This is a genomic window from Pseudomonas neuropathica (assembly GCF_051174785.1).
In the GTDB taxonomy this organism is placed as follows: Bacteria; Pseudomonadota; Gammaproteobacteria; order Pseudomonadales; family Pseudomonadaceae; genus Aquipseudomonas; species Aquipseudomonas neuropathica_A.
Genome location: NZ_CP195111.1, coordinates 4,285,652 through 4,311,677, shown reverse-complemented (window position 1 = coordinate 4,311,677; position 26,026 = coordinate 4,285,652). Strand labels below are relative to the sequence as shown.

23 protein-coding genes and 3 tRNA genes are annotated in these 26,026 nt (G+C 58.1%); 4 read left to right on the top strand and 22 right to left on the bottom strand.

Annotation, left to right across the window (positions count from 1 at the left end):
- Positions 1-92: 92 nt before the first annotated feature.
- Together cra and ACRRSD_RS19410 are read left to right on the top strand one after the other, a co-directional pair.
- Positions 93-1,088 (top strand): catabolite repressor/activator, encoded by a 996-nt coding sequence (cra, locus tag ACRRSD_RS19415; protein ID WP_435034769.1) that lies wholly within the window; start codon positions 93-95, stop codon positions 1,086-1,088.
- Between the two features lie 3 nt (positions 1,089-1,091).
- Positions 1,092-1,868, top strand: coding sequence for a TatD family hydrolase (locus tag ACRRSD_RS19410; protein ID WP_435034767.1), 777 nt, complete (start codon positions 1,092-1,094; stop codon positions 1,866-1,868).
- Positions 1,869-1,984: 116 nt separating this feature from the next.
- Here ACRRSD_RS19410 and ACRRSD_RS19405 read toward each other — a convergent pair whose 3' ends face one another.
- The 4 genes from ACRRSD_RS19405 to ACRRSD_RS19390 form a co-directional block, all read right to left on the bottom strand.
- Positions 1,985-4,015 (bottom strand): methyl-accepting chemotaxis protein, encoded by a 2,031-nt coding sequence (locus ACRRSD_RS19405; RefSeq protein ID WP_435034765.1) that lies wholly within the window; start codon positions 4,013-4,015, stop codon positions 1,985-1,987.
- Positions 4,016-4,213: 198 nt separating this feature from the next.
- Complete coding sequence (gene ampE, locus ACRRSD_RS19400; RefSeq protein WP_435034763.1) at positions 4,214-5,053, bottom strand: regulatory signaling modulator protein AmpE; 840 nt, start codon at positions 5,051-5,053, stop codon at positions 4,214-4,216.
- Positions 5,050-5,610, bottom strand: coding sequence for a 1,6-anhydro-N-acetylmuramyl-L-alanine amidase AmpD (ampD, locus tag ACRRSD_RS19395; protein ID WP_435034761.1), 561 nt, complete (start codon positions 5,608-5,610; stop codon positions 5,050-5,052). Before ampD ends, ampE begins: the two co-directional genes overlap by 4 nt.
- Positions 5,611-5,674: 64 nt before the next feature.
- The gene (locus ACRRSD_RS19390; protein WP_435034760.1) at positions 5,675-7,855 is read right to left on the bottom strand and encodes a DUF1631 domain-containing protein; all 2,181 of its coding nucleotides are present in this window, start codon (positions 7,853-7,855) and stop codon (positions 5,675-5,677) included.
- A gap of 370 nt (positions 7,856-8,225) precedes the next feature.
- On the opposite strand from ACRRSD_RS19390, the gene nadC reads away from it, so the two are divergent.
- Entirely contained in the window at positions 8,226-9,074 is an 849-nt protein-coding gene (gene nadC, locus ACRRSD_RS19385) for a carboxylating nicotinate-nucleotide diphosphorylase (protein WP_435034759.1), read from the top strand.
- 51 nt (positions 9,075-9,125) lie between these two features.
- On the opposite strand, the gene ACRRSD_RS19380 is transcribed toward nadC, so the two are convergent.
- From ACRRSD_RS19380 to rlmE, 17 genes are all read right to left on the bottom strand, one after another.
- The gene (locus ACRRSD_RS19380) at positions 9,126-9,425 is read right to left on the bottom strand and encodes a DUF6388 family protein (RefSeq protein ID WP_123452824.1); all 300 of its coding nucleotides are present in this window, start codon (positions 9,423-9,425) and stop codon (positions 9,126-9,128) included.
- A 241-nt stretch (positions 9,426-9,666) separates the two neighbouring features.
- Positions 9,667-9,742: transfer RNA gene (locus ACRRSD_RS19375), tRNA-Thr, on the bottom strand.
- A gap of 129 nt (positions 9,743-9,871) precedes the next feature.
- Positions 9,872-11,977: a polyribonucleotide nucleotidyltransferase gene (gene pnp / locus ACRRSD_RS19370; protein ID WP_007915263.1), complete on the bottom strand. Its 2,106-nt coding sequence runs from the start codon at positions 11,975-11,977 to the stop codon at positions 9,872-9,874.
- Between the two features lie 193 nt (positions 11,978-12,170).
- Positions 12,171-12,440: a 30S ribosomal protein S15 gene (gene rpsO / locus ACRRSD_RS19365; protein ID WP_003197723.1), complete on the bottom strand. Its 270-nt coding sequence runs from the start codon at positions 12,438-12,440 to the stop codon at positions 12,171-12,173.
- A 142-nt stretch (positions 12,441-12,582) separates the two neighbouring features.
- Positions 12,583-13,500 (bottom strand): tRNA pseudouridine(55) synthase TruB, encoded by a 918-nt coding sequence (truB, locus tag ACRRSD_RS19360; protein WP_435034758.1) that lies wholly within the window; start codon positions 13,498-13,500, stop codon positions 12,583-12,585.
- Between the two features lie 4 nt (positions 13,501-13,504).
- A complete protein-coding gene (gene rbfA / locus ACRRSD_RS19355) occupies positions 13,505-13,906 on the bottom strand; it encodes a 30S ribosome-binding factor RbfA (RefSeq protein ID WP_007915259.1) in 402 nt (133 codons plus the stop codon).
- Between the two features lie 159 nt (positions 13,907-14,065).
- Positions 14,066-16,594 carry a translation initiation factor IF-2 gene (gene infB / locus ACRRSD_RS19350; RefSeq protein ID WP_122598523.1) on the bottom strand — a complete coding sequence of 843 codons (2,529 nt, stop codon included), beginning with the start codon at positions 16,592-16,594 and terminating at the stop codon, positions 14,066-14,068.
- Positions 16,595-16,621: 27 nt separating this feature from the next.
- Complete coding sequence (gene nusA, locus ACRRSD_RS19345; RefSeq protein WP_093435760.1) at positions 16,622-18,103, bottom strand: transcription termination factor NusA; 1,482 nt, start codon at positions 18,101-18,103, stop codon at positions 16,622-16,624.
- Between the two features lie 47 nt (positions 18,104-18,150).
- The gene (gene rimP / locus ACRRSD_RS19340; RefSeq protein ID WP_007973115.1) at positions 18,151-18,609 is read right to left on the bottom strand and encodes a ribosome maturation factor RimP; all 459 of its coding nucleotides are present in this window, start codon (positions 18,607-18,609) and stop codon (positions 18,151-18,153) included.
- Positions 18,610-18,748: 139 nt separating this feature from the next.
- Positions 18,749-18,825, bottom strand: a tRNA-Met gene (locus tag ACRRSD_RS19335).
- 97 nt (positions 18,826-18,922) lie between these two features.
- Positions 18,923-19,008 (bottom strand) — tRNA-Leu (locus tag ACRRSD_RS19330).
- A 22-nt stretch (positions 19,009-19,030) separates the two neighbouring features.
- Positions 19,031-19,417, bottom strand: coding sequence for a preprotein translocase subunit SecG (gene secG / locus ACRRSD_RS19325; protein ID WP_027610782.1), 387 nt, complete (start codon positions 19,415-19,417; stop codon positions 19,031-19,033).
- A gap of 4 nt (positions 19,418-19,421) precedes the next feature.
- Positions 19,422-20,177, bottom strand: a complete 756-nt coding sequence (tpiA, locus tag ACRRSD_RS19320; RefSeq protein WP_016986498.1) for a triose-phosphate isomerase — start codon at positions 20,175-20,177, stop codon at positions 19,422-19,424.
- A 65-nt stretch (positions 20,178-20,242) separates the two neighbouring features.
- Complete coding sequence (gene glmM / locus ACRRSD_RS19315; protein WP_064119464.1) at positions 20,243-21,580, bottom strand: phosphoglucosamine mutase; 1,338 nt, start codon at positions 21,578-21,580, stop codon at positions 20,243-20,245.
- A 16-nt stretch (positions 21,581-21,596) separates the two neighbouring features.
- On the bottom strand, positions 21,597-22,448 hold the full coding sequence (folP, locus tag ACRRSD_RS19310) for a dihydropteroate synthase (protein WP_435034757.1): 852 nt from the start codon (positions 22,446-22,448) through the stop codon (positions 21,597-21,599).
- A gap of 8 nt (positions 22,449-22,456) precedes the next feature.
- On the bottom strand, positions 22,457-24,364 hold the full coding sequence (gene ftsH / locus ACRRSD_RS19305; protein WP_016986501.1) for an ATP-dependent zinc metalloprotease FtsH: 1,908 nt from the start codon (positions 24,362-24,364) through the stop codon (positions 22,457-22,459).
- Between the two features lie 202 nt (positions 24,365-24,566).
- Complete coding sequence (gene rlmE / locus ACRRSD_RS19300) at positions 24,567-25,196, bottom strand: 23S rRNA (uridine(2552)-2'-O)-methyltransferase RlmE (protein WP_007915237.1); 630 nt, start codon at positions 25,194-25,196, stop codon at positions 24,567-24,569.
- 101 nt (positions 25,197-25,297) lie between these two features.
- Between rlmE and ACRRSD_RS19295 the strand changes: the two genes are divergently transcribed.
- Positions 25,298-25,606, top strand: a complete 309-nt coding sequence (locus tag ACRRSD_RS19295) for a YhbY family RNA-binding protein (RefSeq protein ID WP_003221534.1) — start codon at positions 25,298-25,300, stop codon at positions 25,604-25,606.
- Between the two features lie 9 nt (positions 25,607-25,615).
- Here the strand turns inward: ACRRSD_RS19295 and ACRRSD_RS19290 are convergent, their stop codons facing one another.
- The gene (locus tag ACRRSD_RS19290; protein ID WP_435034754.1) at positions 25,616-26,020 is read right to left on the bottom strand and encodes an MFS transporter; all 405 of its coding nucleotides are present in this window, start codon (positions 26,018-26,020) and stop codon (positions 25,616-25,618) included.
- Positions 26,021-26,026: the final 6 nt, after the last annotated feature.

Here is a 26,026-nt window from a genome sequence, read left to right as displayed (position 1 = left end):
GTCGGATGCGCTGCGACAATAGTCGCCTGCCCTAATCGGGTAGGATTGGCGAAAATGTCGCGGCAAGCTCGAATAAACAAGGAAATCCCGGGTTGAAACTCAGTGATATCGCGCGGTTGGCCGGAGTGTCCGTGACCACCGCCAGCTACGTCATCAACGGCAAGGCCGAACAGCAACGCATCAGCACCGCCACCGTCGAGCGTGTGCGGGCGGTGGTCGATCTGCACGGCTTCACGCCAAACCCTCAAGCGGCCGGGCTGCGCAGTCGGCACACGCGTACGCTGGGCTTTATTCTGCCGGATCTGGAAAACCCCAGTTACGCGCGGATCGCCAAACTGCTCGAGCAAGGTGCGCGGGCGCGCGGCTATCAATTGCTGATCGCCAGTTCCGACGATGCGCCCGACAGCGAGCGCCAGTTGCTGCAACTGTTCCGTGCGCGCCGTTGCGATGCGCTGATCGTCGCCAGTTGCCTGCCGGCCGGCGATGACAGCTATCGGCAGTTGCAGGCCAAAGGTCTGCCGATCATTGCCATCGACCGGGTCATGGAGCCTGAGCACTTCTGCTCGGTAATCAGTGACGACCGCGAAGCCAGCCTGCACCTGACCCAGAGCCTGCTTGATCCGCAACCGAAGCAGATCGTACTGCTCGGTGCGCGTCCGGAACTGAGCATCAGCCAGGAACGTGCCGCCGGTTTCAAACAGGCGTTGGTCGACTTCAAAGGCGAAGTGCTGGTCGAGCACGCGGAATCTTTCAGCCGTGAGTGCGGAAAGCAACTGATGGAAGAACTCCTGCAGCGTCTGGGGCATTTGCCCGACGCGCTAATCACAACTTCCTACGTCCTGCTGCAGGGTGTATTTGATGCGCTGCATGACTTCCCGCTGAAATCGCGGCCACTGCGCCTCGGCACCTTCGGTGATACGCAGTTGCTGGATTTCCTGCCGCTGCCGGTCAACGCCATGGCCCAGCAACACCAGTTGATCGCCGACAAGGCGCTGGAACTGGCGCTGGCCGCGGTCGAGCAATCGGAGTACAAGCCCGGCGTGCAGGCCATTGCGCGGACTTTCAAGCAGCGTATTCACCGGGACTGAACCGTGGAGCTGATCGACAGCCACACCCACCTCGACTTCCCCGACTTCGACGCCGATCGCCCGGCGTTGCTCGCCGAAAGCCGCGCCCTCGGGGTGCGGCGGATGGTGGTGTTGGGGGTTTATGAGGGGAACTGGCAACGGGTGTGGGATCTGGTGCGGAGCGATGCGGATTTGTACGCGGCATTCGGTCTACACCCGGTGTATCTCGATCAGCATCGTCCCGAAGATTTATCGGCGCTGGGTGATTGGCTGACTCGTTTACGCGGTCATCGGCAGTTGTGTGCGGTGGGCGAGATCGGTCTGGATTACTTCATCGAAACCCTCGACCGCGAACGGCAACAGGCGCTGTTCGAGGCACAACTGCAATTGGCCGCTGACTTTGAATTGCCGGCGCTGATCCATGTGCGACGCAGCCACGCGGCAGTGATCGCGACGCTCAAACGCTTCAAACTCAAACGCGCGGGGATCATCCACGCCTTTGCCGGCAGCCGTGAAGAAGCGCGGGAATACATCAAACTCGGTTTCAAACTGGGTCTGGGCGGCGCGCCGACCTGGCCGCAGGCGTTGCGCATGCATCGGGTGCTGGCGGAACTGCCGCTGGCGTCGATCGTGCTGGAAACCGATTCACCGGACATGGCACCGGCGATGTTTCCCGGCGTTCGCAATTCACCGGCGCACTTGCCAGCGATCTGCGCGGCGCTGGCCGAGTTGATGAAGATCAGCCCCGAACATTTGGCCACCGCCAGCACCGCCAACAGCTGCGAAGTCTTCGGCTGGTAACACATCTCCCCCTGTAGGAGCTGTCGAGTGAAACGAGGCTGCGATCTTTTGATCTTTGAAATCAAGATCAAAAGATCGCAGCGTGCCGCAGCTCCTACGGGGGATTTGTGTATGGCTCAGACGCGGAAGGCGCTGATCAGTTGTTTAAGTTCAACAACTTGGGCTGAAAGCGCCCGGCTGGCATCTTCGGTCTGGCACGCACCTTGCGCCGTGCGCTCGCCGGCACGGTTGATCTCGACAATATTCTGGTCAATGTCGTGGGCCACCGCTGTCTGCTGTTCAACGGCCGCGGCAATCTGCTGGTTCTGATCGACGATCATGCCCACCGCACCAAGGATATTTTCCAACGCCTGCTGGACCTTCTCCGACTGCCCTACCGTGCCATTGGCCATCTGATGGCTGACGCCCATGGCCTTCACCGCCGCGCCGACACCGCCGTGCAGTTTCGCGATCATCTGTTCGATTTCTTCGGTCGATTGCTGGGTGCGCTTGGCAAGCGTACGCACCTCATCCGCAACCACGGCGAAACCACGCCCCTGCTCGCCCGCACGGGCGGCTTCGATCGCGGCGTTGAGCGCCAGCAAGTTGGTTTGTTCGGCGATGCTCTTGATTACTTCCAGTACACGACTGATCGCTTGGCTGTCGCTGGCCAACTGGTTGATCACCAGCACCGATTGATCGATTTCGCTGGCCAGCGCGGCGATGCTGCCCTGTTGCGACTCGACCAGGCCACGACCACTGATGGTCTCGTCATTCACGCTGTGGGCACTGCTCACCGCCGCGGCGGCACTGCGCGCCACCTCCAGAGAGGTTGCCGACATCTGGTTCATCGCCGTCGCCACTTGCTCTATCTGCGTGCGCTGTCCGGCGACTGCCTGATTGCTTTGCGCGGAGACGTTTTCAACCTGCCCGGCCTGGCGCTCGACCTCGCCGACGGTCTGCCCCACGCGCTCGATCAAGTCATGAATCTTGCGCACCGTGCCGTTGAACACCTCGCCCAACTCACCTAACTCATCGCGACTGTTGGCCTTGAAGTTGACCGTCATATCGCCGGCCGCAACCTTGTCCATCATCGCCCCCAAGCGTTTCAGCGTGGTGCGGGTCGAGGCGTAGAAACCGCCGTAGAGATAGAAAATCAGCACAAACACCACCGACAGCGCCACCGCCTGCAAAACCATGTGCGTGCGGTTCTGCGCCAGACGCTGCTGCAATTGAGTGTCGAGGAATTTCAGCGTGGCTTCGTTGAGCTGGTAAGTCCGGTCGATCAGGCCGGTGACTTGATCGTAAAACGCCTGCCACGGCGCATCGAGCGTGTCAGCCATCACCACCTGTTCTTCGAACAGTTCGCTGGCCTGTTTCAGCGAGGCTTTGCTGCTGTCAGCCGCCGCGCTGAGGTTTTCCCGCGCGGCTTTGCTGGAGCCGAGGGCGTCCTGCAGCTTCAGGCCGTATTCGGCCTGGAGTTTTTCGATCTGCACCATCAACTCATCGAAACGTGTGCTCGAGGCGCTGTTGAGAAAACCCTGGCCCAATGAATACGAACCCATGGCTCGGCCTTCGCCGAGGGTTTGCGTGACGGTCGGCGTGATCAGGGTGACCAGTTCGCTGAGTTGACGAATATCGCTCTGGTTGTCGCGGCTGAGTCCGGCCTGACTGCTGATGATCTGGCTGAAAATCTGCGCACTGGCCAGCAGTTTGCTGATCAACGCGCTTTTGCTCTGCAGCGAGTTTTCCACTTGCTGGGCCTTGAACGCTGCGATCATTTCATCGCGTTTGCCGTCGAACACCTTGATCTGTTCGGGATCGTCGGTCATCGCTGTCAGCCCTTGCAGCCGCGTCAAAACCGCTTGCTCGAGGGTGGTGATCTGCGCCTCGACATTGCCGGCCTTGCCGGACTGGCCGAGGGTGACGTTGATCTGTACCAGATTGTTGAGAGTCTCCAGATCCCGGCGCAGGGCCAGGCTGCTGCCCAGCAGATCGAGGCTTTGCAGTTCGACGCGGGTGCCCTGGAATTCGCGATAGGAATCGCGCACCAGATAGAAATTGGTCACCAGCATCGGCACCAGGAACAACACGCTGATCAGGCTGAACTTCATGCCGAAGCTCAGACGGTTCATCAGCGAGACGGCGGGATAGAGCAAGCTCTTCACTGGAAGTCTCCCTTGGTTTTTCTTGTTTTTATTGGCAGGCGCGGGGCGACAGCAGATAGCCACTATCGCGCGCCATCTCTGTATAGCTCAAATCGAGGAAGGGTTTTGTAACTTAAGGTTAACAACATCGCAGCCCGCGACACTCAGATCTCCTCGTAGGAGCTGCCGCAGGCTGCGATCTTTTGATCTTTCTTGAAATCAGTGGATCAGGACTGTCCACAAGGCAAACCCGGCATACCACAGCACCGCCGCGCGCAGCAGTAGTTCCCACAGGCAATCGAGGGTGTTGATGCCTTCCGGCCCGACCACTGGAGGTGGAATCTCGCCCGCCGCCAAACCGACCCGGTTGATCAGTTGCGCCGCACTGATGTTCCAGTTGAGCAACTCATGCAGCATCACCCGACTGACTGCGACAAAGTTGCCGACCAGCGCCAGACTCGCGGCCAGCAAGCGTACCGGCAACCAGTCGAAGGCATGCCGCAGTTGCGCGGCGCGCTCGACCAGCGCCGGATTCTGCCCATGCTCTTGGGCCAGTGCCAACAGGCGATACGCCAACGCTGCCACCGGGCCGAGCACGAAATACCAGAAGATCACCGCAAAAAAGCTCTGATAGGCCTGCCACAGAAGATGCCCCTGCACACGCTCGAGCAACTGCTCGCCGCTGTCGGCGCAGATATCCAGATCACGCTTGGCCACATGGGCTGCGGCTTGCAGATCCTCACGGCGCCAGGCATCACGAAATGGCCCGAGACCGCCGAGCAAGTCGCCGCGCCCCAGGCTGTAAATCACCACCAGCAAATGCACCGGCAACGCCAGCAAACCGTAAGCCACCGGCTCCAGTACCAGCAGCAACAGCGCCAGCAAGGCCACTGGAAACAGCACCAGAATCGTCAGCACCAGCCAGGGCTGACTGGCCAGCCGCTGGCTGGTTTCGAGCTTGTTCAGTTCGCGGATCCATCCGCCATCGCGTTGAACCCGATGGCGCAGGGCCGAAAACTTCTCGATCCACAGCGCCAGCAGTAACACCAGAAAACTCATTGTCCTTCCTCTTGTGCCAGGGCCGCGCGGTAACGCGCCCAGTCGAATGCCGGGCCAGGATCGGTCTTACGCCCGGGTGCTATGTCGCTGTGCCCGCAAATACGGGCGCCGGTGATGGCCGGAAATGCTGCTTGCAACTGACGGGTCAGCGCCGTTAACGCCTGATACTGCGCCTCGGTGTACGGCAGATCATCGGTGCCTTCAAGCTCAATGCCCACGGAAAAATCGTTACAGGTTTCCCGGCCTTCGAACATCGACACGCCGGCATGCCACGCCCGCTCAAGACAGGAGACAAACTGGGTGACCTTGCCGTCACGTTCGATCAGAAAATGCGCGGAAACGCGCAGGTCAGCAATCCCTGCAAAATAGGGATGCTCGGTGACCTCCAGACGATTCTGGAAAAATTCCTGCACCTTGCCGGTCGCGAATTGTGCCGGCGGCAGACTGATGTTGTGGATGACCAACAGGGAAATTTCGCCCGCAGGGCGTTCATTGAAGTTGGGCGATGGGCAAACCTGCACCCCGTGACACCACCCGCTAGCGGGATCCAACTGCATACCGATTCCTTCAACGCCGACTGTGTTGGCGCCCAGTATGCCGTGATCGGCCCCCGGCGCGCGATCACTTGCCGCGATTGAGTCGCCGCAGATTACCCAGCACCGACTCCAGCGCCCGGTCGAACAGCAAGGTGTCGTCCAGCGCACGCACCGCCCCGCGCTCGAATTCCATGGCCAGCGCTACGCGGCTGCGCTCCAGCACTTTCATCCCGGTGCGATCGACAAACACATACTTGCCGGTGGCTTCGACGATTACCGCCAGCTTGCAGCGCAGACTGTGTTCATCGTCTTCCTGAAACGCTACCCAACTGCCCAGACGCAGTTGCTCGACCTGGCGCAGACCCGCGGCGTCGTGGGGCAAACGTACCGACGTCAATGCCATGCTGCTGTCGTCGGTGGTTTGCAGCACGATCTGCTGCGACACCTCGATCATCGGCGCGGCCGGATCCGGCTCGACGGAACGCTCCAGCACCCGCACATGCAGGGCTTCAAGCTCACTGAAAAATTCGCTGGTGGCAAAGGGGTCAAACGCCGAACTGCTCAGACCATCACGCAGCGACTTGAGCAACCCCGGCACCAGTGCCAGCAAGCGCAAGCTGGATTCAGTGTCTTCATGACGCTGCACACTCCAGATCAATTGCTCCATGGTCTGCACATCGGCCTGCCATTCAGCTGACTGATCGCCATGCTTGAGGCAGGTCAGCAGCAGTACTTTGCTCCAGGCATCCTGGACGAAGGTGACCACCGAGGGCGGCAGGGTTTTGCCCAGCAGCGCTTGATTCAGCGCCCGTTCGACCCGGCGCCGGGCCAGCTCGGTTTTTGCCCGCCCTTCTTCGGCGTCACGCAAACGTTGCTCAAGCAACTCACTGCGTCGGCGTTCGTCGCTGGTGAACGCGAGGAAATCGGCCAGTAACTCGGAAAAAATCGCCGGATCATCGACAAAGTCAGTCAGCAGACGCTGCACCACTTGCTCGATCCGCAGGTACAAGCTGTCGCGCGCCTCACCGTCGCAATCGCCCCAGCCCATGGCCGCCTCAGCGATTTCGTTGAGCAGGCGCCGCGCCGGATGGGTACTGCGGCTGAAGAAACTCTTGTCGAGCACCGCCACCTTGAGCATCGGGATCTGCAATCGAGCGATCAAGGCCTTTAGCGAATCCGGCACATTGCGGTCTTCAAAAATGCAGTCGAAGACCATGGCGATCAGGTTGATCACGTCTTCGTCCGCGTCGCCCACGATCCGAGATTTGCCGCTTCTGACGCTGACCCGGGTCAGCAGTTGTTCGAGCTGATTGCGCAGATCGAAGTCATCCTGAGCCGCCAGCGCCGGCACGTACTGTTGCAAGTGCGAGAGCAGACGCAACAGGTCGCGAGTGGAAATCGGCTGCGCCGCAGCACTGGACTCCAGCGTCGGTGCGACACTGCCGCGCACATGCGCGAGCAATTGCTGCAGCGCGGCGAAGACCTCCTGCACCCCTTCATCGACGGGTGGCGTGTCGTTGCTCTCCTCGCTGCTCACACTGGCGATCGCACGATCGATCGATCGCCGCGCGGGGGCGGCTTTTAACTCGGGCAACACACCGGTGGCGAGCAACAATTGATTGGCTTCGGCGTAAAGCTGCTCGGTGTCGGCCAAGACATAACGCTCGAAGAGTTTGAGCAGGATCAGCTTGACCTTGATCTCCACGCCCAGATTGCGCCCGGCCTGGAGGAAAAACTCGCAGAGCAGCGCCGGGCCGAGCGGGTTGTGTTGATCGTCGAGGGTGTTGCCGAGCAGCGCGTTAAGCCGCGCGGTCAGTTGATCGAGCGCGAAGCCGTCACGCTTGAGCACGCGACCGACCATGGTCTCGACCGCCACACTGCGTTCCATGTCGTCGCTACGCGGGGCGAGTTCGTCGTATATCAGGGCGTGCGGTAGCGTGTTGGGCGTGGGATCGTATTGAGTCAGGCCGACGAAGGCGTCGAAAAACTGCTCGAGAAAGCCGCGCTCGATGTTTTTGCGCTTCAGACGCAGGTCGCGCATGGCTTCGAAGAAGATGTTCTGCTCGACGTCGTTGCGCGCCCGGTCGGCCATTTCAAACAGTGTGTCGTCGGCGTTATCAAACAGCTCCTGCAAGCCGTGGCGCAGTTGCTGGGCAGCCTTGTCGCGAACCTGAAGCAGAATCACAGGCAGGCGGGCGAGCGGCGAATGATTCGCCTGATCGGTAGCAGCCTTGTGCAAAGGCACTACTTTCCCGTCGTTGTGCATCCAAGCCTCCTGAAACGGTGATTCGTTCGGTCAAGTCAACCCGGATCCCTGTGGGAGCGAGCCTGCTCGCGATAGCGGTGTATCAAGCCGCAGCAATGTCACTGAAAGAATGCATTCGCGAGCAGGCTCGCTCCCACAAGTTCAATCAGGACGTCAAAGCTATGACGTCAAATGCAAGGCGAATTATCTTTCATAACTCGTATCTGGCGCCATAGCCGTCAGGGTTTCCCCTATGCCCTCTCAGTGACCCCGTCCGGGCGGGGTTTGCTCAAAGAAAATCGACCGGATGCAGGCAACCAGCGGAGTTCTCGCCTTGGGTTGGCTCATGCCATGCCCCTATAATCGAACCACTTTGTTTGTGGAGCCCGTTATGCCGAATCTACGTCTCGCCGATTTGACCGCCGAAATCGAAGCCAACGTGCGCCGTGCGTTGCTCGAAGACATCGGCAGCGGCGACATCACCGCGCAACTGATCCCGGCCGAACGCCTGGCCAAAGCCACCATCATCACGCGCGACGCCGCCGTCATCTGCGGCACGGCGTGGGTCGATGCCGTGTTTCGTCAGCTGGATCCACGGGTGGCAGTGCATTGGCAAGTGGTCGATGGCCAGCGGGTACAACCCAATCAGCCGTTGTTCCATCTGGAAGGCCCGGCCCGTTCGCTGCTGACCGGAGAACGTAGTGCGCTGAACTTCCTGCAATTGTTGTCCGGCGTGGCCACGCGCGCGCAGTACCTAGCCGATTTCGTCGGTGCCACTCAGGTCAAACTGCTCGACACCCGCAAGACTCTGCCGGGTCTGCGTCTGGCACAGAAATACGCGGTGACGTGCGGCGGCTGCCACAACCATCGCATCGGTCTGTACGACGCGTTCCTGATCAAGGAAAACCACATCGCCGCCAGCGGTGGCATTCCACAAGCCATTGCCGCCGCGCACAAGATTGCCCCGGGCAAACCGGTGGAAGTCGAGGTGGAAAGTCTGGAGGAGCTGAAGGAAGCACTGGCCGCCGACGCCGACATCATCATGCTCGACGAACTGAGCCTGGACGACATGCGCGAAGCCGTGCGCCTGAACGGCGGCAAGGCGAAGCTGGAAGCCAGCGGCGGCATCAACGAAAGCACGTTGCTGCCGATTGCCGAAACCGGGGTGGACTACATCTCGATCGGTGCGATGACCAAGGATGTCAAAGCGGTGGATCTGTCGATGCGCTTGAGCCTCTGAAGGTTTCACGCAATAAAAAACGCCAGCCCGGTTGAGGCTGGCGTTTTTGTTTCAGACCACCAGATTATTCATCTCGCAGTATTCTTCCCATTCGACACCCAGCACTTCGGCTGCCTCTTTGTGCAGAACGAGGCGCTGCGCCTCGAACTCCTCCGGCGTGCTCGTGTACTTGAGCGTCAACTCCCACGGCTGCAAGCCCTGGGCTTCGGCTTCGTCTTCGAAGGCCCACTGGATCTGATCTTTTTGATCATCGGGACTCAGGTCCTTGATCTCTTCTTTCAGGTCCGGTACGTCCAGAATGTACTTTTCCAGCGCTTGTTCGTGACGTTGCTCTTGAGTTAATTCGGTCATGGCGTTCTCGCTGATCTTAGGAATGGAGGATGGATCTGGATCATCAAGGATCTCTCTGACGCGGATTGTCCGGCCTTCGGAACCATTCGGGATCATCTGAAAACTGCTGGGCGATGCTCATGCAGGCACCGAATATAGGACGTTTGCATGACGAATTACACGGCTCTTTACATCTCTCCCACAAAAACCTGACCTGCGGAACATAAATCCACATGGGGATAAGTGAGAGTGATGAAGAAGGTGGTGCCCGAGACAGGAATCGAACCTGCGACCTTCGCGTTACGAGTGCGCTGCTCTACCGGCTGAGCTACACGGGCGGTGGGCTAAACCTAGCACCGGTCTTGAAGTCCGGCAACGTCACAGAATGTCCCGATATTTCGCAGACAAAAAAATGCCCCACCGTTTTCACGGCGGGGCATTTTTATTGCGCTAACGCTTTGGGCTTATTAAACGCCCGAAGCCTTGGCAGCTGCCACGTCTTTGATCGACAGCTTGATACGGCCGCGGTTGTCCACGTCCAGTACCAGTACTTCAACTTCCTGGCCTTCTTTCAGGATGTCGGTCACTTTCTCTACGCGAGCGTCGCTCAGCATCGAGATGTGAACCAGACCGTCCTTGCCTGGCAGAATGTTGACGAATGCGCCGAAGTCGACGATGCGCTCAACCTTGCCGACGTAGATCTTGCCGATCTCGGCTTCAGCGGTGATGCCCAGAACGCGCTGACGAGCTGCTTCAGCGGCTTCCTTGGTTTCGCCGAAGATCTTGATCGAACCGTCGTCTTCGATGTCGATCGAAGCCTTGGTTTCTTCGCAGATCGCACGGATGGTCGCGCCACCTTTACCGATAACGTCACGGATCTTGTCGGTGTCGATCTTCATCGCGATCATGGTCGGAGCGTTGGCCGACAGTTCGGTACGCGACTGGCCGATGATCTGGTTCATCTGACCGAGGATGTTCAGGCGCGCTTCCAGGGCTTGGCCCAGAGCGATCTCCATGATTTCTTCGGTGATGCCTTTGATCTTGATGTCCATCTGCAGCGCAGTAACGCCTTTGGCGGTACCGGCTACTTTGAAGTCCATGTCGCCCAGGTGGTCTTCGTCACCAAGGATGTCGGTCAGGACGGCGAATTTCTCGCCTTCTTTAACCAGACCCATGGCGATACCGGCAACCGGAGCTTTCATCGGCACACCAGCGTCCATCAGGGCCAGGGAAGCGCCGCAAACGGAAGCCATCGAGCTCGAGCCGTTGGATTCGGTGATTTCCGAAACCACACGGATGGTGTACGGGAACACGTCAGCCGCTGGCAGCATGGCCGAAACCGAACGACGGGCCAGACGGCCGTGACCGATTTCACGACGACCAGCACCACCCATGCGACCACACTCGCCCACCGAGAACGGAGGGAAGTTGTAGTGCAGCATGAACGGGTCTTTTTTCTCGCCTTCCAGGGTGTCCAGCAGTTGTGCGTCACGGGCGGTGCCCAGAGTCGCAACTACCAGAGCCTGGGTTTCACCACGGGTGAACAGCGCCGAACCGTGAGTCTTCGGCAGAACGCCGACTTCAATGTTCAGCGGACGTACGGTTTTGGTGTCGCGACCGTCGATACGTGGCTTGCCGTTGACGATGTTTTCGCGAACGGTGCGGTATTCGATTTCGCCGAAAGCAGCTTTGACTTCGCTGGACGAAGGCTGGCCTTCTTCACCGGACAGCTTGGCAACGACTTGATCCTTCAGCTCGCCCAGACGCGCATAACGGTCAGCCTTGACGGTGATGGTGTAAGCCTGGGAGATCGCTTCGCCGAACTCGGCACGGATAGCACCCAGCAGTTCGGTGGCTTCTGGAGCAGGCGCCCAGGTCCAGGTTGGCTTGGCAGCTTCAGCGGCCAGTTCTTTAACAGCGTTGATCACCACCTGGAACTCGTCGTGAGCAAACAGTACCGCGCCCAGCATCTGGTCTTCGGTCAGCTCTTTGGCTTCCGATTCAACCATCAACACAGCGTCGGAAGTACCGGCAACGACCATGTCCAGGCTCGAAGCAGCTTGCTGCTCGTAAGTCGGGTTCAGCAGGTAGCCGGTGCTTTCGTGGAAAGCAACGCGAGCGGCGCCGATCGGGCCGTCAAACGGGATGCCCGAGATAGCCAGGGCAGCCGAGGTACCGATCATCGCAGCGATGTCCGGATCGGTCTTCTTGCTGGTGGAAACGACGGTGCAGACAACCTGCACTTCGTTCATGAAGCCTTCTGGGAACAGCGGACGGATCGGACGGTCGATCAGTCGGGAAGTCAGGGTTTCTTTCTCGGAAGGACGGCCTTCACGCTTGAAGAAACCGCCAGGGATCTTACCGGCAGCGTAAGTCTTTTCCTGGTAGTGAACCGACAGAGGGAAGAAGCCCTTGCCTGGATCGGCTTGTTTTGCACCGACTACAGTCACCAATACGCTGACGTCGTCGTCAACGGTGACCAATACTGCGCCGGAGGCCTGACGGGCGATACGGCCAGTCTCGAGGGTAACGGTCGATTGACCGAACTGGAATTTTTTGATTACCGGGTTCACGGTGTCCTACCTTCTTTGTGGCTCTTGGGGGAACTGGTTTCTTGCGAATTCTTGGGCAATGTCGGGAATCGGCCCAACCCTTGTCCGGGGTAAAACGTGTATCCAGATAAAACTTGAGGCTGGGAGCCTGCAAGACGCCGGCGGTAAACCGCTGACGTCCGACAGACCACCAACCTCATAGCGCAATCGCTGATTAGCGACGCAGACCCAGGCGAGCGATCAGAGCGCTGTAACGGCTCACGTCCTTGCCTTTCAGGTAGTCCAGCAGCTTGCGACGCTGGTTTACCATGCGGATCAGACCACGACGGGAGTGGTGATCTTTACCGTTGGCCTTGAAGTGACCTTGCAGTTTGTTGATGTTGTGGGTCAGCAGTGCAACTTGCACTTCTGGCGAACCAGTGTCACCAACAGCTTGCTGGTAGTCAGCAACGATTTGAGCTTTTTCTTGAACGTCGAGAGCCATGAGGCAATCCTTTTATCAGGAAACTGTTTCAGGGAAACAGCTTCAACAGGCCAGGGACAAATCCCTGTATCTATAAATGAGTCGTGACCGTGCCTGTTAACAGCCACACTCGCCGACCTGCTGTTACACAGGCCGGTTCCGGTCATTCTGACCGAATCAATCGACGTGGTGCGATGCGCCCGTCTTCACTCACTTCACCGATACCGATGAAGCGACCATTGTGATCCTGTACCCGTACCATGCCGAACTTCGGAGCATCCGGGGCACGTACCGGCTGGCCGTTGAGCCAGTAGAACGCGCTCGCTTCCGAGAAGTGCAGCAGCGGCCAATCCTGCAGGCCGCTGTCCGATGGCATCAGGAAGCGATCAACCGCTTCGTTGCCGCCTTCGGCATGTACCGCTTCAAGCTCTTCGAGGGTCACGGTCTGCGCCAGGGTGAAAGGCCCGGCCTGGGTACGGCGCAATTCAGCGACGTACGCACCACAACCGAGTTGCTCACCGATATCCTCCACCAGGGTGCGAATATAGGTGCCCTTGCTGCAATCCACCGCAAGACGCGCAGTATCGCCTTCGAAGGTCAGTAATTCCAAGCGCGCAATAGTAACAGAACGCGGTTCACGCTCCACTACTTCACCTGCACGCGCCAACTTGTACAGCGGCTGGCCATCACGCTTGAGCGCCGAGTACATCGGCGGTATCTGACTGATTTGCCCACGAAATTTCGGCAGAGCCGCTTCGACATCGGCGCGACCAACGGTCACTGGGCGCTCCTGCAAAACTTCACCCTCGGCATCCGCCGTGGTGGTGGTCTTGCCCAGTTGCGCCAGGGTTTCATAACCCTTGTCGGAATCGAGCAGATATTGCGAGAACTTGGTGGCCTCACCAAAGCACAACGGCAAGACACCGGTGGCCAATGGATCAAGGCTGCCGGTGTGACCGGCCTTCTCGGCATTGAGCAGCCAGCGAACCTTCTGCAACGCGGCGTTGGAGGTAAACCCCAACGGCTTGTCGAGCAGGATGATGCCACTGACGTTACGACGGATACGTTTGACCTGAGCCACCGAATTACTCCTTGGTGTCTTCAGGTTCAGCAGCGACCGGGTGCTGATTGTCTTCAGCAACCGCACGCTCGATCAAGGCCGACAAGTGCGCACCACGTACAACGGATTCGTCGTAGTGGAAGTGCAATTGCGGCACGCTGCGCAGCTTCATTTCACGGGCCAGTTGCATACGCAGGAAACCTGCGGCGGCGTTGAGCACCTTGATGCTTTGCGCGATGTCTTCAGCGTTGTCCTGCCCCATCACGGTAATGAAAATTTTCGCGTGACCGACGTCACGGCTGACTTCCACTGCGGTAATAGTAACCAGACCCACGCGTGGATCTTTGACTTCACGACGGATCAGCTGGGCCAGCTCACGCTGCATCTGATCGCCGATACGTTGGGTACGGCTGTATTCTTTTGCCATGATTTGTTACCTGTTACTGCCCTGCGGTGAAACCCGCAAGGTCTGAAAGCGGCAAACGCCCGGCCTGACAAAAGCCAGACCGGGCGTTGCGTTTAGAGTCCGGGTGATGCGCCACACTGTTGAGTGCGGCCGACCATCACGGCTCCTGAAGTGCGCGAGTTAGAGGCTGCGAGCAACCTGAACCTTCTCGAATACTTCGATCTTGTCGCCGACTTTGACGTCGTTGTAGCTCTTCACACCGATACCGCATTCCATGCCGGCACGTACTTCGGAAGCGTCATCCTTGAAGCGGCGCAGGGATTCCAGCTCGCCTTCGAAGATAACGATGTCTTCACGCAGTACACGGATCGGACGGTTACGGTGCACAACACCTTCGATCACCATGCAGCCTGCGATCGCGCCAAACTTCGGCGAACGGAACACGTCACGCACTTCGGCCACACCCAGGATGTTCTCGCGAACATCGCTGCCGAGCATGCCGGTCAGGGCTTTCTTGACGTCTTCGATGATGTCGTAGATCACGTTGTAGTAACGCATGTCCAGACCTTCCTGCTCGACGATCTTCCGTGCGCCAGCATCGGCACGCACGTTGAAGCCGAACAGTACAGCATTGGAAGCCAGTGCCAGGTTAGCGTCGGACTCGGTGATACCACCGACACCGCCGCCGACTACGCGCACTTGAACTTCGTCGTTGCCCAGGCCATTCAAGGCACCGTTCAACGCTTCCAGCGAACCACGGACGTCGGATTTGAGGACGATGTTGAGCGTCTTCTTCTCGGCCTGACCCATGTTTTCGAAGATGTTTTCCAGCTTGCCGGCGTGAGCGCGAGCCAGTTTGACTTCGCGGAACTTGCCTTGACGGAACAGAGCCACTTCACGGGCTTTCTTCTCGTCAGCAACCACGCTCATCTCGTCGCCAGCGTCCGGGGTACCGTCCAGGCCGAGGATCTCGACAGGGATGGAAGGACCGGCTTCCTTGATTGGCTTGCCGTTCTCGTCGAGCATGGCACGCACGCGGCCATAGTTCGAACCGACCAGGACCATGTCGCCTTGGCGCAGGGTACCGTCTTGAACCAGAACGGTTGCAACCGGGCCACGACCTTTGTCGAGACGCGATTCAACCACAACGCCACGGCCAGGAGCCGATGGAGTTGCTTTCAGCTCGAGAACTTCAGCTTGCAGCAGAACGGCTTCAAGCAGCTCGTCCACGCCAGTACCGACTTTCGCCGAGACCGGTACGAACGGCGTATCACCGCCCCACTCTTCGGAAGTCACGCCGTGAACCGACAGTTCGCTACGGATGCGATCGAGATCGGCGCCCGGCTTATCGATCTTGTTCACTGCAACAACCAGTGGAACGCCAGCCGCTACTGCGTGCTGAACAGCTTCAATGGTCTGCGGCATCACGCCGTCGTCCGCTGCAACCACCAGGATCACGATGTCGGTCGCCTTGGCACCACGAGCACGCATTGCGGTAAACGCGGCGTGACCCGGGGTGTCGAGGAAGGTGACCATGCCGCGTTCGGTTTCAACGTGGTATGCACCGATGTGCTGAGTAATACCACCGGCTTCGCCAGCAGCTACCTTGGCACGACGGATGTAGTCGAGCAGGGAAGTTTTACCGTGGTCAACGTGGCCCATTACGGTCACGACTGGCGCACGGGAGAACGACTCACCTTCAAACTTCAAGGACTCGGCCAGGGAATCTTCCAGAGCCGTGTCGCTGACCAGGGTCACTTTGTGGCCCAGTTCTTCGGCTACCAGCTGAGCAGTTTCCTGATCAAGCACCTGGTTGATGGTCGCTGGAGTACCCAGTTTGAACATGAACTTGATGATTTCAGCAGCCTTGACCGACATCTGATTGGCGAGATCGCCAACAGTGATGGTCTCGCCGATCTGCACATCACGCACGACAGGGCCAGTTGGGCTCTGGAAACCGTGGGCGTTGCGCTTCTTCAGCTTGGCCTTGCCGCGACCACCGCGACGGAAGCCATCGCTTTCTTCGTCGGTAGTGCGTGGCGCCACACGTGGAGCCGGCGCTTTTTCTTTGACCGAGGCGCGATGCGGAGCGTTTTTGCGCTCGCCATCACCACCACCGCTGCGACGATTGTTATCGTCGGCACGTGGCTTGTCCGGACGGCGCTGTTCGTTCTGCTTGTTGCGAACTTCAGCAGACGGTGCTGGAGCAGCAGCCACCGGCGCGCTTTCGCGAACAGGTTCGGCAGCTGCAGCCGGCGCCGCAACGGCGTCGCTGGTAGCGGTCTGCGCAGCAGCTGGCTGGCGGCGCGCTTCTTCTTCGGCGCGCTGCTTGGCTTCTTCTTCAGCCTTCTGACGGGCAGCATTTTCTACTGCGCGACGCTCATCCAGTTCACGCTTGCGCTCGGCTTCGATTTCTTCCGGGCTGCGCTGTACGAAAACTTTCTTTTTGCGGACTTCAACGCTGATGCTCTTGCTGCCAGCAACACGCAGGGTGCTGGTGGTTTTACGCTGCAGCGTGATCTTGCGTGGTTCTTCCACTTTCGCCTTGTGGCTGCTTTTCAAGTGAGTCAGCAGGGACTGCTTCTCACTGTCAGTCACATTTTCTTCGGCGGCGGTGTGCGGCAGACCTGCCTCACGCATCTGCTGCAACAGGCGCTCTACCGGTGTTTTGACCTCATCGGCCAGTTGTTTCACCGTGACTTGCGTCATGCACTTCTCTCCTCAGGCCGCGCCTAATTACTCGAACCAGTGGGCTCGGGCGGCCATGATCAACTTGCCGGCACGATCATCGTCAATGCCGTCGATGTCGAGCAGGTCGTCAATAGACTGCTCGGCCAGGTCTTCGCGGGTAATTACGCCGCGCACCGCCAGTTCCATCGCCAAATCCTTGTCCATACCCTCAAGCGAGAGCAGGTCTTCGGCCGGATGGGCGTCTGCCAGCTTTTCCTCAGTAGCGATGGCTTTGGTCAACAAACGATCCTTGGCACGAGCGCGAAGCTCGTTGACGATGTCTTCGTCAAAGCCGTCGATGTTGAGCATTTCTTCCAACGGTACGTAGGCAATCTCTTCCAGGCTGGTGAAGCCTTCATCTACCAGCACCTGAGCCAGTTCTTCGTCGACTTCCAGCTCGTCGATGAAGTTGCGCAGGATGTCGCCGGTTTCTGCTTGCTGCTTAGCCTGGATGTCCGATTCGGTCATCACGTTCAGGGTCCAGCCAGTCAACTGGCTCGCCAGACGCACGTTCTGACCACCACGACCGATGGCCTGAGCCAGATTGTCTGCGCCAACGGCGATGTCCATTGCGTGGGCATCTTCGTCAACGATAATTGCCGCAACCTCAGCCGGGGACATGGCGTTGATCACGAACTGAGCCGGGTTGTCGTCCCATAGAACGATATCAACACGCTCACCGCCCAACTCACCCGACACTGCCTGGACGCGCGAACCGCGCATACCGATGCAAGCGCCTTGCGGGTCGATGCGTTTGTCCTTCGAGCGGACGGCGATCTTGGCGCGCGAACCCGGATCACGGGACGCTGCCATTACTTCGATCAGGCCTTCGGCAATTTCCGGCACTTCGATGCGGAACAGCTCGATCAGCATTTCCGGCGCGGTACGCGACAGGATCAGCTGCGGGCCGCGGTTCTCGGTGCGGATTTCCTTGAGCAACGCACGCAAGCGCACGCCGACACGGAAGGTTTCACGCGAAATGATGTCTTCACGGGCCAGCAACGCTTCAGCGTTGTTACCCAGATCGACGATCACGTTGTCGCGGGTGACTTTCTTCACGGTGCCGGAGATGATTTCTCCCAGGCGCTCGCGATAGGCGTCGACCACTTGAGCGCGCTCGGCCTCGCGAACTTTCTGCACGATGACCTGCTTGGCAGTCTGTGCAGCAATGCGGCCGAACTCGATGGATTCGATCTTTTCTTCAACGACGTCGCCAACCTTGGCACCTGGATGCGTTTCGGCAACCTTGGTTGGCCAGGTTTCGATGGCCGGATCGTCGAGATCATTCTCTTCGACGACCGTCCAGCGACGGAAAGTTTCGTAAGAACCGGTGTGGCGGTTAATTTCCACACGCAGGTCAACTTCGTCTTCAAAACGCTTTTTGGTAGCAGTGGCCAGAGCCAGCTCCAGCGCTTCAAAAATTACGCTTGCCGGTACGCCCTTTTCATTGGATACCGACTCAACAACCAGCAGTACTTCTTTGCTCATCGTACGCCTCGCCTTTCGCAAGCCATTGGATCCGCGGGATCCGCGTCTCAGTCAAAACTGGGAATAATGTTGGCCTTGTCGATCATATCGATCGGCAACAGGAACTCATGGTCTTCTACCTGCACCACGACATCCTGCTCTTCTACACCGCGCAGAAGGCCCTGAAAGTTGCGTCGCCCTTCAAATGGCGAGCGCAGCTTGATCTTCACTTGTTCACCGGCAAACTTTGCAAACTGCTCAAGAGTGAACAGTGGGCGCTCCATGCCAGGCGAGGAAACTTCGAGGGTGTATTCAACGGAGATCGGATCTTCAACATCCAGTACACCGCTGATCTGACGGCTGACAATGGCGCAATCGTCCACCAGCACGCCGCCCTCTTTATCGATATAAACGCGCAACATCGAGTGACGACCTTGAGCCGAAAACTCGATCCCCCAGCATTCATAGCCCAGGGCCACGACCACCGGGGCCAGCAAGGCCTGCAACTCTTCTAGCTTGCTCGACACCTGAACCCCCTAGTGCATGATATGTGCATGCTTTGCAAAATAAAAAAATGGGCATAACGCCCATCCTTGAAACGCCGTCGAACAGCGGCGTTGAAAGTGTCCAGCTAACAAAAAGCCCCTTAAAAGGGGCTCCTTAAACTGGTTGCGGGGGCCGGATTTGAACCGACGACCTTCGGGTTATGAGCCCGACGAGCTACCAGACTGCTCCACCCCGCGACAAAGCTGGGGCGGAAGTATACGACCGATCCCTTATAGGGTCAATGTAACCTTCCACCTGCAAGAAAGCCCGCAACAGCGGGCTCTCCTGACTAATTGGTACCGAGAAGGGGACTCGAACCCCTACACCCTATGGGCACAACCACCTCAAGGTTGCGTGTCTACCAATTCCACCACCTCGGCAAAACTACGTTTGAAACCCTTCTTACTTCTGCTCTTGAGCTGGAGGTACGTCAGTCGCTGGAGTAGCCGACTTTTGCTCTTGAAGCACCGGGACATCATCAGAAGCCGGTTGTTGTTGCTTAGGTACTTCCAACACTGCTGGATCTGGCAATCCTGCTTGAGTCAGCTGATGAGCCTTCTCTTTAGCAAAGTAACCTAACCCCAAGCTGGTTATGAAGAAACCGGCGGCAAGTATAGCAGTAAACTTACTAAGAAAGGTAGAGGAACCTTGGCTTCCGAACACAGTATTTGAAGCACCTGCTCCGAAAGACGCGCCAGCGTCCGCACCCTTACCCTGCTGCAGCAAAACCAGAGCAACTACGCCCAATGCACCCAGCAGATGAAAAACGACTACGACTGTTTCCAGCATTTTTTCAGTTTCCCGCGGCGCGACAGATCGCACCGAACTCATCTGCATTCAGGGAAGCTCCACCAATGAGCCCCCCATCGATATCCGGCATGCCGAACAGTTCGACCGCATTGGCCGCCTTCACGCTGCCGCCGTATAGAAGCCGCACACCTCGTGCGACTTCAGAATTCTCTGCCGCCAGTTGCTCGCGAATGGCTTTATGCACATCCTGAGCTTGCTGCGGCGTTGCAGTCAGTCCGGTACCAATAGCCCAGACCGGCTCGTAAGCAATGACTGCCTTGGCAAAGGCACCTACACCCAGCTCCTCGATGATACTGCCCAGCTGACGCCCGACAACCTCAAGAGTTTTTCCGGCTTCGCGCTGCTCCAGGGTCTCCCCTATACACAACACCGGAATCAAGCCACATGCCTGTGCCGCTGCGAACTTGCGATTCAGCATTCCGTCTCGCTCGCCCATTATCTGGCGGCGTTCGGAGTGCCCGACAAGCACCAGGGAACAACCTGCATCCACCAACTGACTCGGAGCAATTTCACCGGTCAATGCACCTTGCATGGATTCCACCGCAGAATTCTGCGCACCGACCGAAATCGACTTGCCTTTCAAGCCATCAATCACTTGATTGATATACAAGCAAGGCGGGAATACCGCGACATCAACACCGCTTGGCAAGGCCAGATGACGAAGGCCGTTGATCAGCTCAGCGACGCTGGCGCGGGTACCGTGCATCTTCCAGTTACCAGCTACCATAGGGCGACGCATGCTGTACCTCGTCGGTCAAAGTGGGCGCAGATGTTACCCAACACAATCATGGCTTGCAAGCCGTATCAGGCAGAAACTTCAGTTACCAGTTTTGCCAGCTCTTCGGCGTAGTTGCGAACCTGGGTTTCATCTTCGCCTTCGACCATTACGCGCACCAAAGGCTCTGTCCCGGACTTGCGCAAAAGCACGCGACCGCGCCCTGCCATTGCCTGGGTAACACGCGCACTGGCTTCCTTGACAGCCGGGTGTTCCAGCGGACTTTCGCCACCACCGAAACGCACGTTGATCAGCACTTGAGGGCACTTGCGCAACGCCTGCCGGGTTTGCGCCAGGCCTTCATTACGGGTCTTCAGCGCCATCAGTACCTGCAACGCAGCGATAATCGCATCACCGGTCGTGGTGTGATTGAAGCAAACGATATGCCCCGAATTCTCGCCGCCCACCAGCCAATTGCGCTCAAGCAACTCAGCGATAACGTACCGGTCGCCGACATTGGCACGAATGAATGGAATCGAAAGATCGGCCAGCGCGAGTTCCAGGCCAAGATTACTCATCAGGGTGCCAACCACGCCGCCCTGCAATTTCCCGCGCTCATGCAGATCGCGAGCAATGATAAACAGCAGTTCGTCCCCATCAACAATCGCACCGGTATGGTCGACCATCAAAACACGATCGCCGTCGCCATCAAAAGCAATGCCCAGATCGGCGTGCTCGGCCAGCACCGCTGCCTGCAACTGCCCCATATGGGTCGAGCCGCAATTTTCGTTGATGTTCAGACCATTTGGTTGCGCCGACAGAACGACGACCTCGGCCCCCAACTCCCGGAAGACGCTCGGGGCCACTTTATAGGTCGCGCCATGCGCACAGTCGATGACGATTTTGAGGCCGGAAAAACTGGTACCGGTTGGCACACTGCTCTTGCAGAACTCAATATAACGCCCTGACGCATCGTTGATTCGCGATACTTTGCCGATCTTGCTCGACTCGACAACGGTCATCGGGGTGTCCAGCAACTCCTCAATCATCAATTCCAGTTCATCCGGCAGCTTGGTGCCTTTACCGGAGAAGAATTTGATGCCGTTATCGTCATGGGGATTATGCGAAGCACTGATCACGATACCGGCCTCAGCCTGGAACGTTCGCGACAGATAGGCGATAGCCGGTGTCGGCATAGGGCCTAGCAGCATCACATCAGCGCCCGCCGATGTCAGGCCTGCCTCAAGCGCCGATTCGAACATATAACCGGAAATCCGCGTGTCCTTGCCGACCAGCACCTTGCAGGCGCCCATCTTGCGAAACGCCATGCCGGCAGCCCAGCCGAGCTTGAGCATGAAGTCAGGAGTAATCGGGTATTCACCGACTCGACCACGAATGCCGTCAGTACCAAAGTATTTCTTGCTCATAAGTGCTCCATCTTTCTTATTCGGCTGATTCCACGGCCGCGATCATCCGCACCACGTCTACCGTTTCCGCAACATCATGGACGCGCAATATACGCGCACCTTTCACCGACGCCAGAGCCGCCAGCGCAAGTCCGCCATGCAGCCGCTCGCCGACAGGACGATTCAAGGCCAGCCCGATCATGCTCTTTCGAGAAACACCCACCAGCAAGGGTCTGCCCAACGCATGCAGAGCCTCCATGTGCTTGAACAAGCTTAGATTGTGCTGCAGGGTTTTGGCGAAACCGAAACCAGGATCGAGAATGATCCGTTCGGAGGGAATACCTGCCGCCGCACATTGCGCCATACGCTCAACGAGAAAGTCGCCGACTTCGCGCGTGACATTCTGATAATGCGGATTGTCCTGCATATCGCCGGGCTCGCCGAGCATATGCATGAGGCACACCGGCAAACCGGTAGCCGCCGCCGCATCCAGCGCACCATCGCGCTGCAGCGAACGCACATCATTGATCAACCCGGCCCCCAACCGCGCGGTTTCGCGCATGACGGCAGGTGTAGACGTATCCACCGAGATGATCACATCAAGCTCGCGATTGATCAGCTCGACGATCGGCGCGACGCGCTCAAGCTCCTCAAGCGGAGAGACAGCTCGCGCGCCAGGACGAGTAGATTCGCCACCAACATCGATCAGCGTCGCACCGGCAGCAACCATGGCTGCAGCGTGGCGCAAGGCCGCGTCGAGCTGACTGTATTGGCCGCCGTCGGAGAAAGAATCGGGGGTGACATTGAGAATACCCATGACATGCGTCTGGGCTAAATCAAGAACCCGGTTGCCGCAAGGCAACCGGGTCAAGGACTGTACAGAAGTCATTTCAAACCTTAAACGTCAGCAGCCGGACCGCCGATCGGTGTTTCCGGACGCTCGTCCCGAACCACTGGAGGTGGTGGTGTACCAGTGCCGCCCGACCAGTCACGAGGCTCGCGAGGTGTACGACCTGCCATGATGTCGTCGATCTGTTCAGCATCGATCGTTTCGTACTTCATAAGGGCATCGGCCATGGCATCAAGCTTGTCACGGTTATCCGTAAGGATCTGCTTGGCCGTGCCGTAACACTGGTCAATGATGCTACGCACTTCGGAGTCGATCAACTTGGCTGTCTCACCGGAGAAGCTGGCAGCCTGCCCACCACCGCCGCGACCGAGGAATACTTCACCCTCTTCTTCGGCATACATCAACGGACCGAGTTTTTCCGACAACCCCCACTTGGTCACCATGTTCCGCGCAATCTGGCTGGCACGCATGATGTCGTTAGAGGCGCCGGTAGTCACACCGTCGAAGCCCAGGGTCATTTCTTCTGCAATACGGCCGCCGTACAGCGAGCAGATCTGGCTGATCAGCGCGCGCTTGGACAGGCTGTAGCGATCTTCTTCCGGCAGAAACATGGTCACACCCAGCGCACGACCGCGCGGAATGATCGACACCTTGTAGACCGGATCATGCTCAGGCACGACGCGACCAACGATGGCGTGGCCTGCTTCGTGATAAGCGGTGTTCTGCTTCTCTTTTTCGGACATGACCATCGATTTGCGCTCGGCGCCCATCATGATCTTGTCTTTGGCCAGTTCAAACTCTTTCATTTCAACGATACGCTTGCCGCTGCGTGCAGCGAACAGCGACGCCTCGTTGACCAGGTTCGCCAGATCAGCACCTGAGAAGCCCGGAGTACCACGCGCGATAACGGCCGGAGCGACGTCGTCACCCATTGGCACTTTGCGCATGTGAACCTTGAGAATCTGCTCGCGGCCACGGATATCCGGCAAACCAACGACAACCTGACGGTCGAAACGGCCCGGACGCAGCAGCGCTGGGTCGAGTACATCAGGCCGGTTGGTTGCAGCAATAACAATGATGCCGTCGTTCATTTCGAAGCCGTCCATCTCAACCAGCAACTGGTTGAGAGTCTGCTCGCGCTCGTCGTGACCGCCACCCATGCCGGCGCCACGATGGCGACCGACGGCGTCGATTTCGTCGATAAAAATGATGCACGGCGCGTGTTTCTTCGCCTGTTCGAACATGTCACGAACACGGCTGGCACCGACACCGACGAACATCTCGACGAAGTCAGAACCGGAAATGGTGAAGAACGGAACCTTGGCTTCGCCGGCAATCGCCTTGGCCAGCAAGGTTTTACCGGTACCCGGAGGACCGACCATCAGCACACCGCGAGGAATACGACCGCCCAGGCGCTGGAACTTGCCCGGATCACGGAGGAACTCAACCAGTTCGCCGACTTCTTCCTTGGCTTCGTCGCAACCGGCAACGTCAGCCAATGTGGTTTTCACCTGATCTTCGGAGAGCAGGCGCGCCTTGCTCTTGCCAAAGCTCATCGGTCCGCCCTTGCCGCCAGCGCCGCCCTGCATCTGGCGCATGAAGAACATGAACACCGCGATGATCACCAGGATCGGAAAGCTGGCTACCAAAAGCTGGGTCCAGATGCTTTGCTGTTCAGGCTGCTTGCCTTCAACCACAACGTGGTTGTCGACCAGATCGCCGATCAGGCCATTGTCCTGAATTGCCGGACGAATGGTCTTGAAGCTGTCGCCATCGTTGCGCTTGCCGGTGATTACATAGCCATCAACCGCTACGCGCTCGACCTTGCCATCCTTGACCTGCTGGATGAAGTCGGAATAGTTGAGGGTCTGCGGCTCGTTAGGGCTGGAGAAGTTGTTCATCACCGTCACCAGGACAGCCGCGATGATCAACCACAGGATCAGATTCTTTGCCATATCGTTCAATTAACTACCCTCTGAAGCAAGCTCCGCTACTGGCGCGCGCTTCGCATGATATTCACCGGCCTAACTTACTACATTACCTACGGCTCTGGCAGGCGCCGTCTGTAACCCTTTGTGAAACACTTTCTACACAATATTCGTTAATGCTAGCCGGGCGAAATACTAAAAACCTATCACCCCGCACAAAAACCTCGTTTTACTCACTACGTCCGCGGTAACCCCAAGCCAGCATGTACTGCTCGCGAGAGCTGCCACGGGAGGAGTCCGGCTTGATCATCTGGATCTTGTCGAACTTCTTGCGGGCATCCTTCAGGTAAACATCAAACCCTTCGCCCTGAAAAATCTTGATCACGAAATTACCACCCGGCTTGAGAATCCGTTCCGCCAGATCAAGCGCCAGCTCGCACAGGAACATGGCTTTGGGCATATCCACTTCAGGCGTACCACTCATATTGGGGGCCATATCGGAAATCACAAGGTCCACCTGCGAATTACCCACAGCTTCAAGAATCCGCCCGAGCACTTCGTCCTCGGTGAAGTCTCCCTGAATGAAAGTCACGTCCGGAATGCTGTCCATTTCCAGGATGTCCGAGGCGATCAGACGTCCCTGACCGCCGATCAGTCGACTGGTGACCTGAGACCAGCCACCGGGCGCCGCACCCAGGTCGACAACGCTCATGCCGGGACGAATCAGCTTGTATTTCTCCTGGATCTCCAGAAGCTTGTAACTCGCACGCGAGCGGTAGCCATCCTTCTGTGCTTGTTTCACATAAGGATCATTGACATGTCTTTTCAGCCAACCAAGGCTTGTCTTGGAACGCGCCATTGGGCACCTCGTTGATAAGGGTCGTGATTAATTGGGCGGATCCACGAGCCCTCGGGTAAAATGGCCGCCATTTTACAGAATCCAGACGAAAGGGTCAGATTATGCCGCTCACTCCAGAGCAGAAGAAACAGTACAAATCCATTGGCCACCACCTCAAACCAGTTTTGACGGTGGCTGACAACGGTTTGACTGAAGGTGTTTTAGCCGAACTTGAACGCGCTTTGGCGGATCACGAGCTGATCAAAATCAAGCTCAACATCCTTGATCGCGAGTCGCGCCTGGCGCACATCGCAGAACTGTGCAAGGTTGGCAAAGCGGATCTGGTGCAGGTCATCGGCAAGATGGCACTGGTTTACCGCAAGAACTTCAGCGTCAACAAGCAGCTGTCGAACGTTCATCGCTTCAAGTGATGACAAGGGTCAAGGGTGTGCTTCGCGCACCCTGCCACTCCATCCCGGCACCGGTTGCATCACCAGCACCAGCCCGGAAAAGCCCAGAACCAGATAACTGAACACCTGCCAGCGCTGCGCATCCGGCCAGCCGACACGCACTGCGACAAACATCGCACACGCATACAACGCCATCAGCAGCACCTGCCCGCGAAAATCCCGCCATAGGCTGGCAAGGCCCTCGGCCTGTACCAGCACCAAAGCCTGAAAAATAACGCATGCGGCGGCAAACCCCACCACCAGCATTTCAAATGCACTGGTGACTTCATCGATCAGCAGGGGGGCCAGGCCAATCTTGCCCAGCGCCGGCTGCAAACCAAGATGAATAAGCCATAGACCGCCGACCCAAAGCATCTGGGTCAGCTGCCAAAGCATGGCGCC

Excerpts from the sequence above, each read along its gene's own strand:
- ACRRSD_RS19380 (WP_123452824.1), bottom strand. The coding sequence starts at position 9,425 with ATGACCGAATTAACTCAAGAGCAACGTCACGAACAAGCGCTGGAAAAG.
- ACRRSD_RS19295 (WP_003221534.1), top strand. The coding sequence starts at position 25,298 with ATGCCGCTCACTCCAGAGCAGAAGAAACAGTACAAATCCATTGGCCAC.
- rbfA (WP_007915259.1), bottom strand. The coding sequence starts at position 13,906 with ATGGCAAAAGAATACAGCCGTACCCAACGTATCGGCGATCAGATGCAG.
- ftsH (WP_016986501.1), bottom strand. The coding sequence starts at position 24,364 with ATGGCAAAGAATCTGATCCTGTGGTTGATCATCGCGGCTGTCCTGGTG.
- secG (WP_027610782.1), bottom strand. The coding sequence starts at position 19,417 with ATGCTGGAAACAGTCGTAGTCGTTTTTCATCTGCTGGGTGCATTGGGC.
- nusA (WP_093435760.1), bottom strand. The coding sequence starts at position 18,103 with ATGAGCAAAGAAGTACTGCTGGTTGTTGAGTCGGTATCCAATGAAAAG.
- ampD (WP_435034761.1), bottom strand. The coding sequence starts at position 5,610 with ATGCAGTTGGATCCCGCTAGCGGGTGGTGTCACGGGGTGCAGGTTTGC.
- infB (WP_122598523.1), bottom strand. The coding sequence starts at position 16,594 with ATGACGCAAGTCACGGTGAAACAACTGGCCGATGAGGTCAAAACACCG.
- folP (WP_435034757.1), bottom strand. The coding sequence starts at position 22,448 with ATGACTTCTGTACAGTCCTTGACCCGGTTGCCTTGCGGCAACCGGGTT.
- ampE (WP_435034763.1), bottom strand. The coding sequence starts at position 5,053 with ATGAGTTTTCTGGTGTTACTGCTGGCGCTGTGGATCGAGAAGTTTTCG.
- rpsO (WP_003197723.1), bottom strand. The coding sequence starts at position 12,440 with ATGGCTCTCGACGTTCAAGAAAAAGCTCAAATCGTTGCTGACTACCAG.
- nadC (WP_435034759.1), top strand. The coding sequence starts at position 8,226 with ATGCCGAATCTACGTCTCGCCGATTTGACCGCCGAAATCGAAGCCAAC.
- ACRRSD_RS19290 (WP_435034754.1), bottom strand. The coding sequence starts at position 26,020 with ATGCTTTGGCAGCTGACCCAGATGCTTTGGGTCGGCGGTCTATGGCTT.
- rlmE (WP_007915237.1), bottom strand. The coding sequence starts at position 25,196 with ATGGCGCGTTCCAAGACAAGCCTTGGTTGGCTGAAAAGACATGTCAAT.
- tpiA (WP_016986498.1), bottom strand. The coding sequence starts at position 20,177 with ATGCGTCGCCCTATGGTAGCTGGTAACTGGAAGATGCACGGTACCCGC.
- glmM (WP_064119464.1), bottom strand. The coding sequence starts at position 21,580 with ATGAGCAAGAAATACTTTGGTACTGACGGCATTCGTGGTCGAGTCGGT.
- ACRRSD_RS19390 (WP_435034760.1), bottom strand. The coding sequence starts at position 7,855 with ATGCACAACGACGGGAAAGTAGTGCCTTTGCACAAGGCTGCTACCGAT.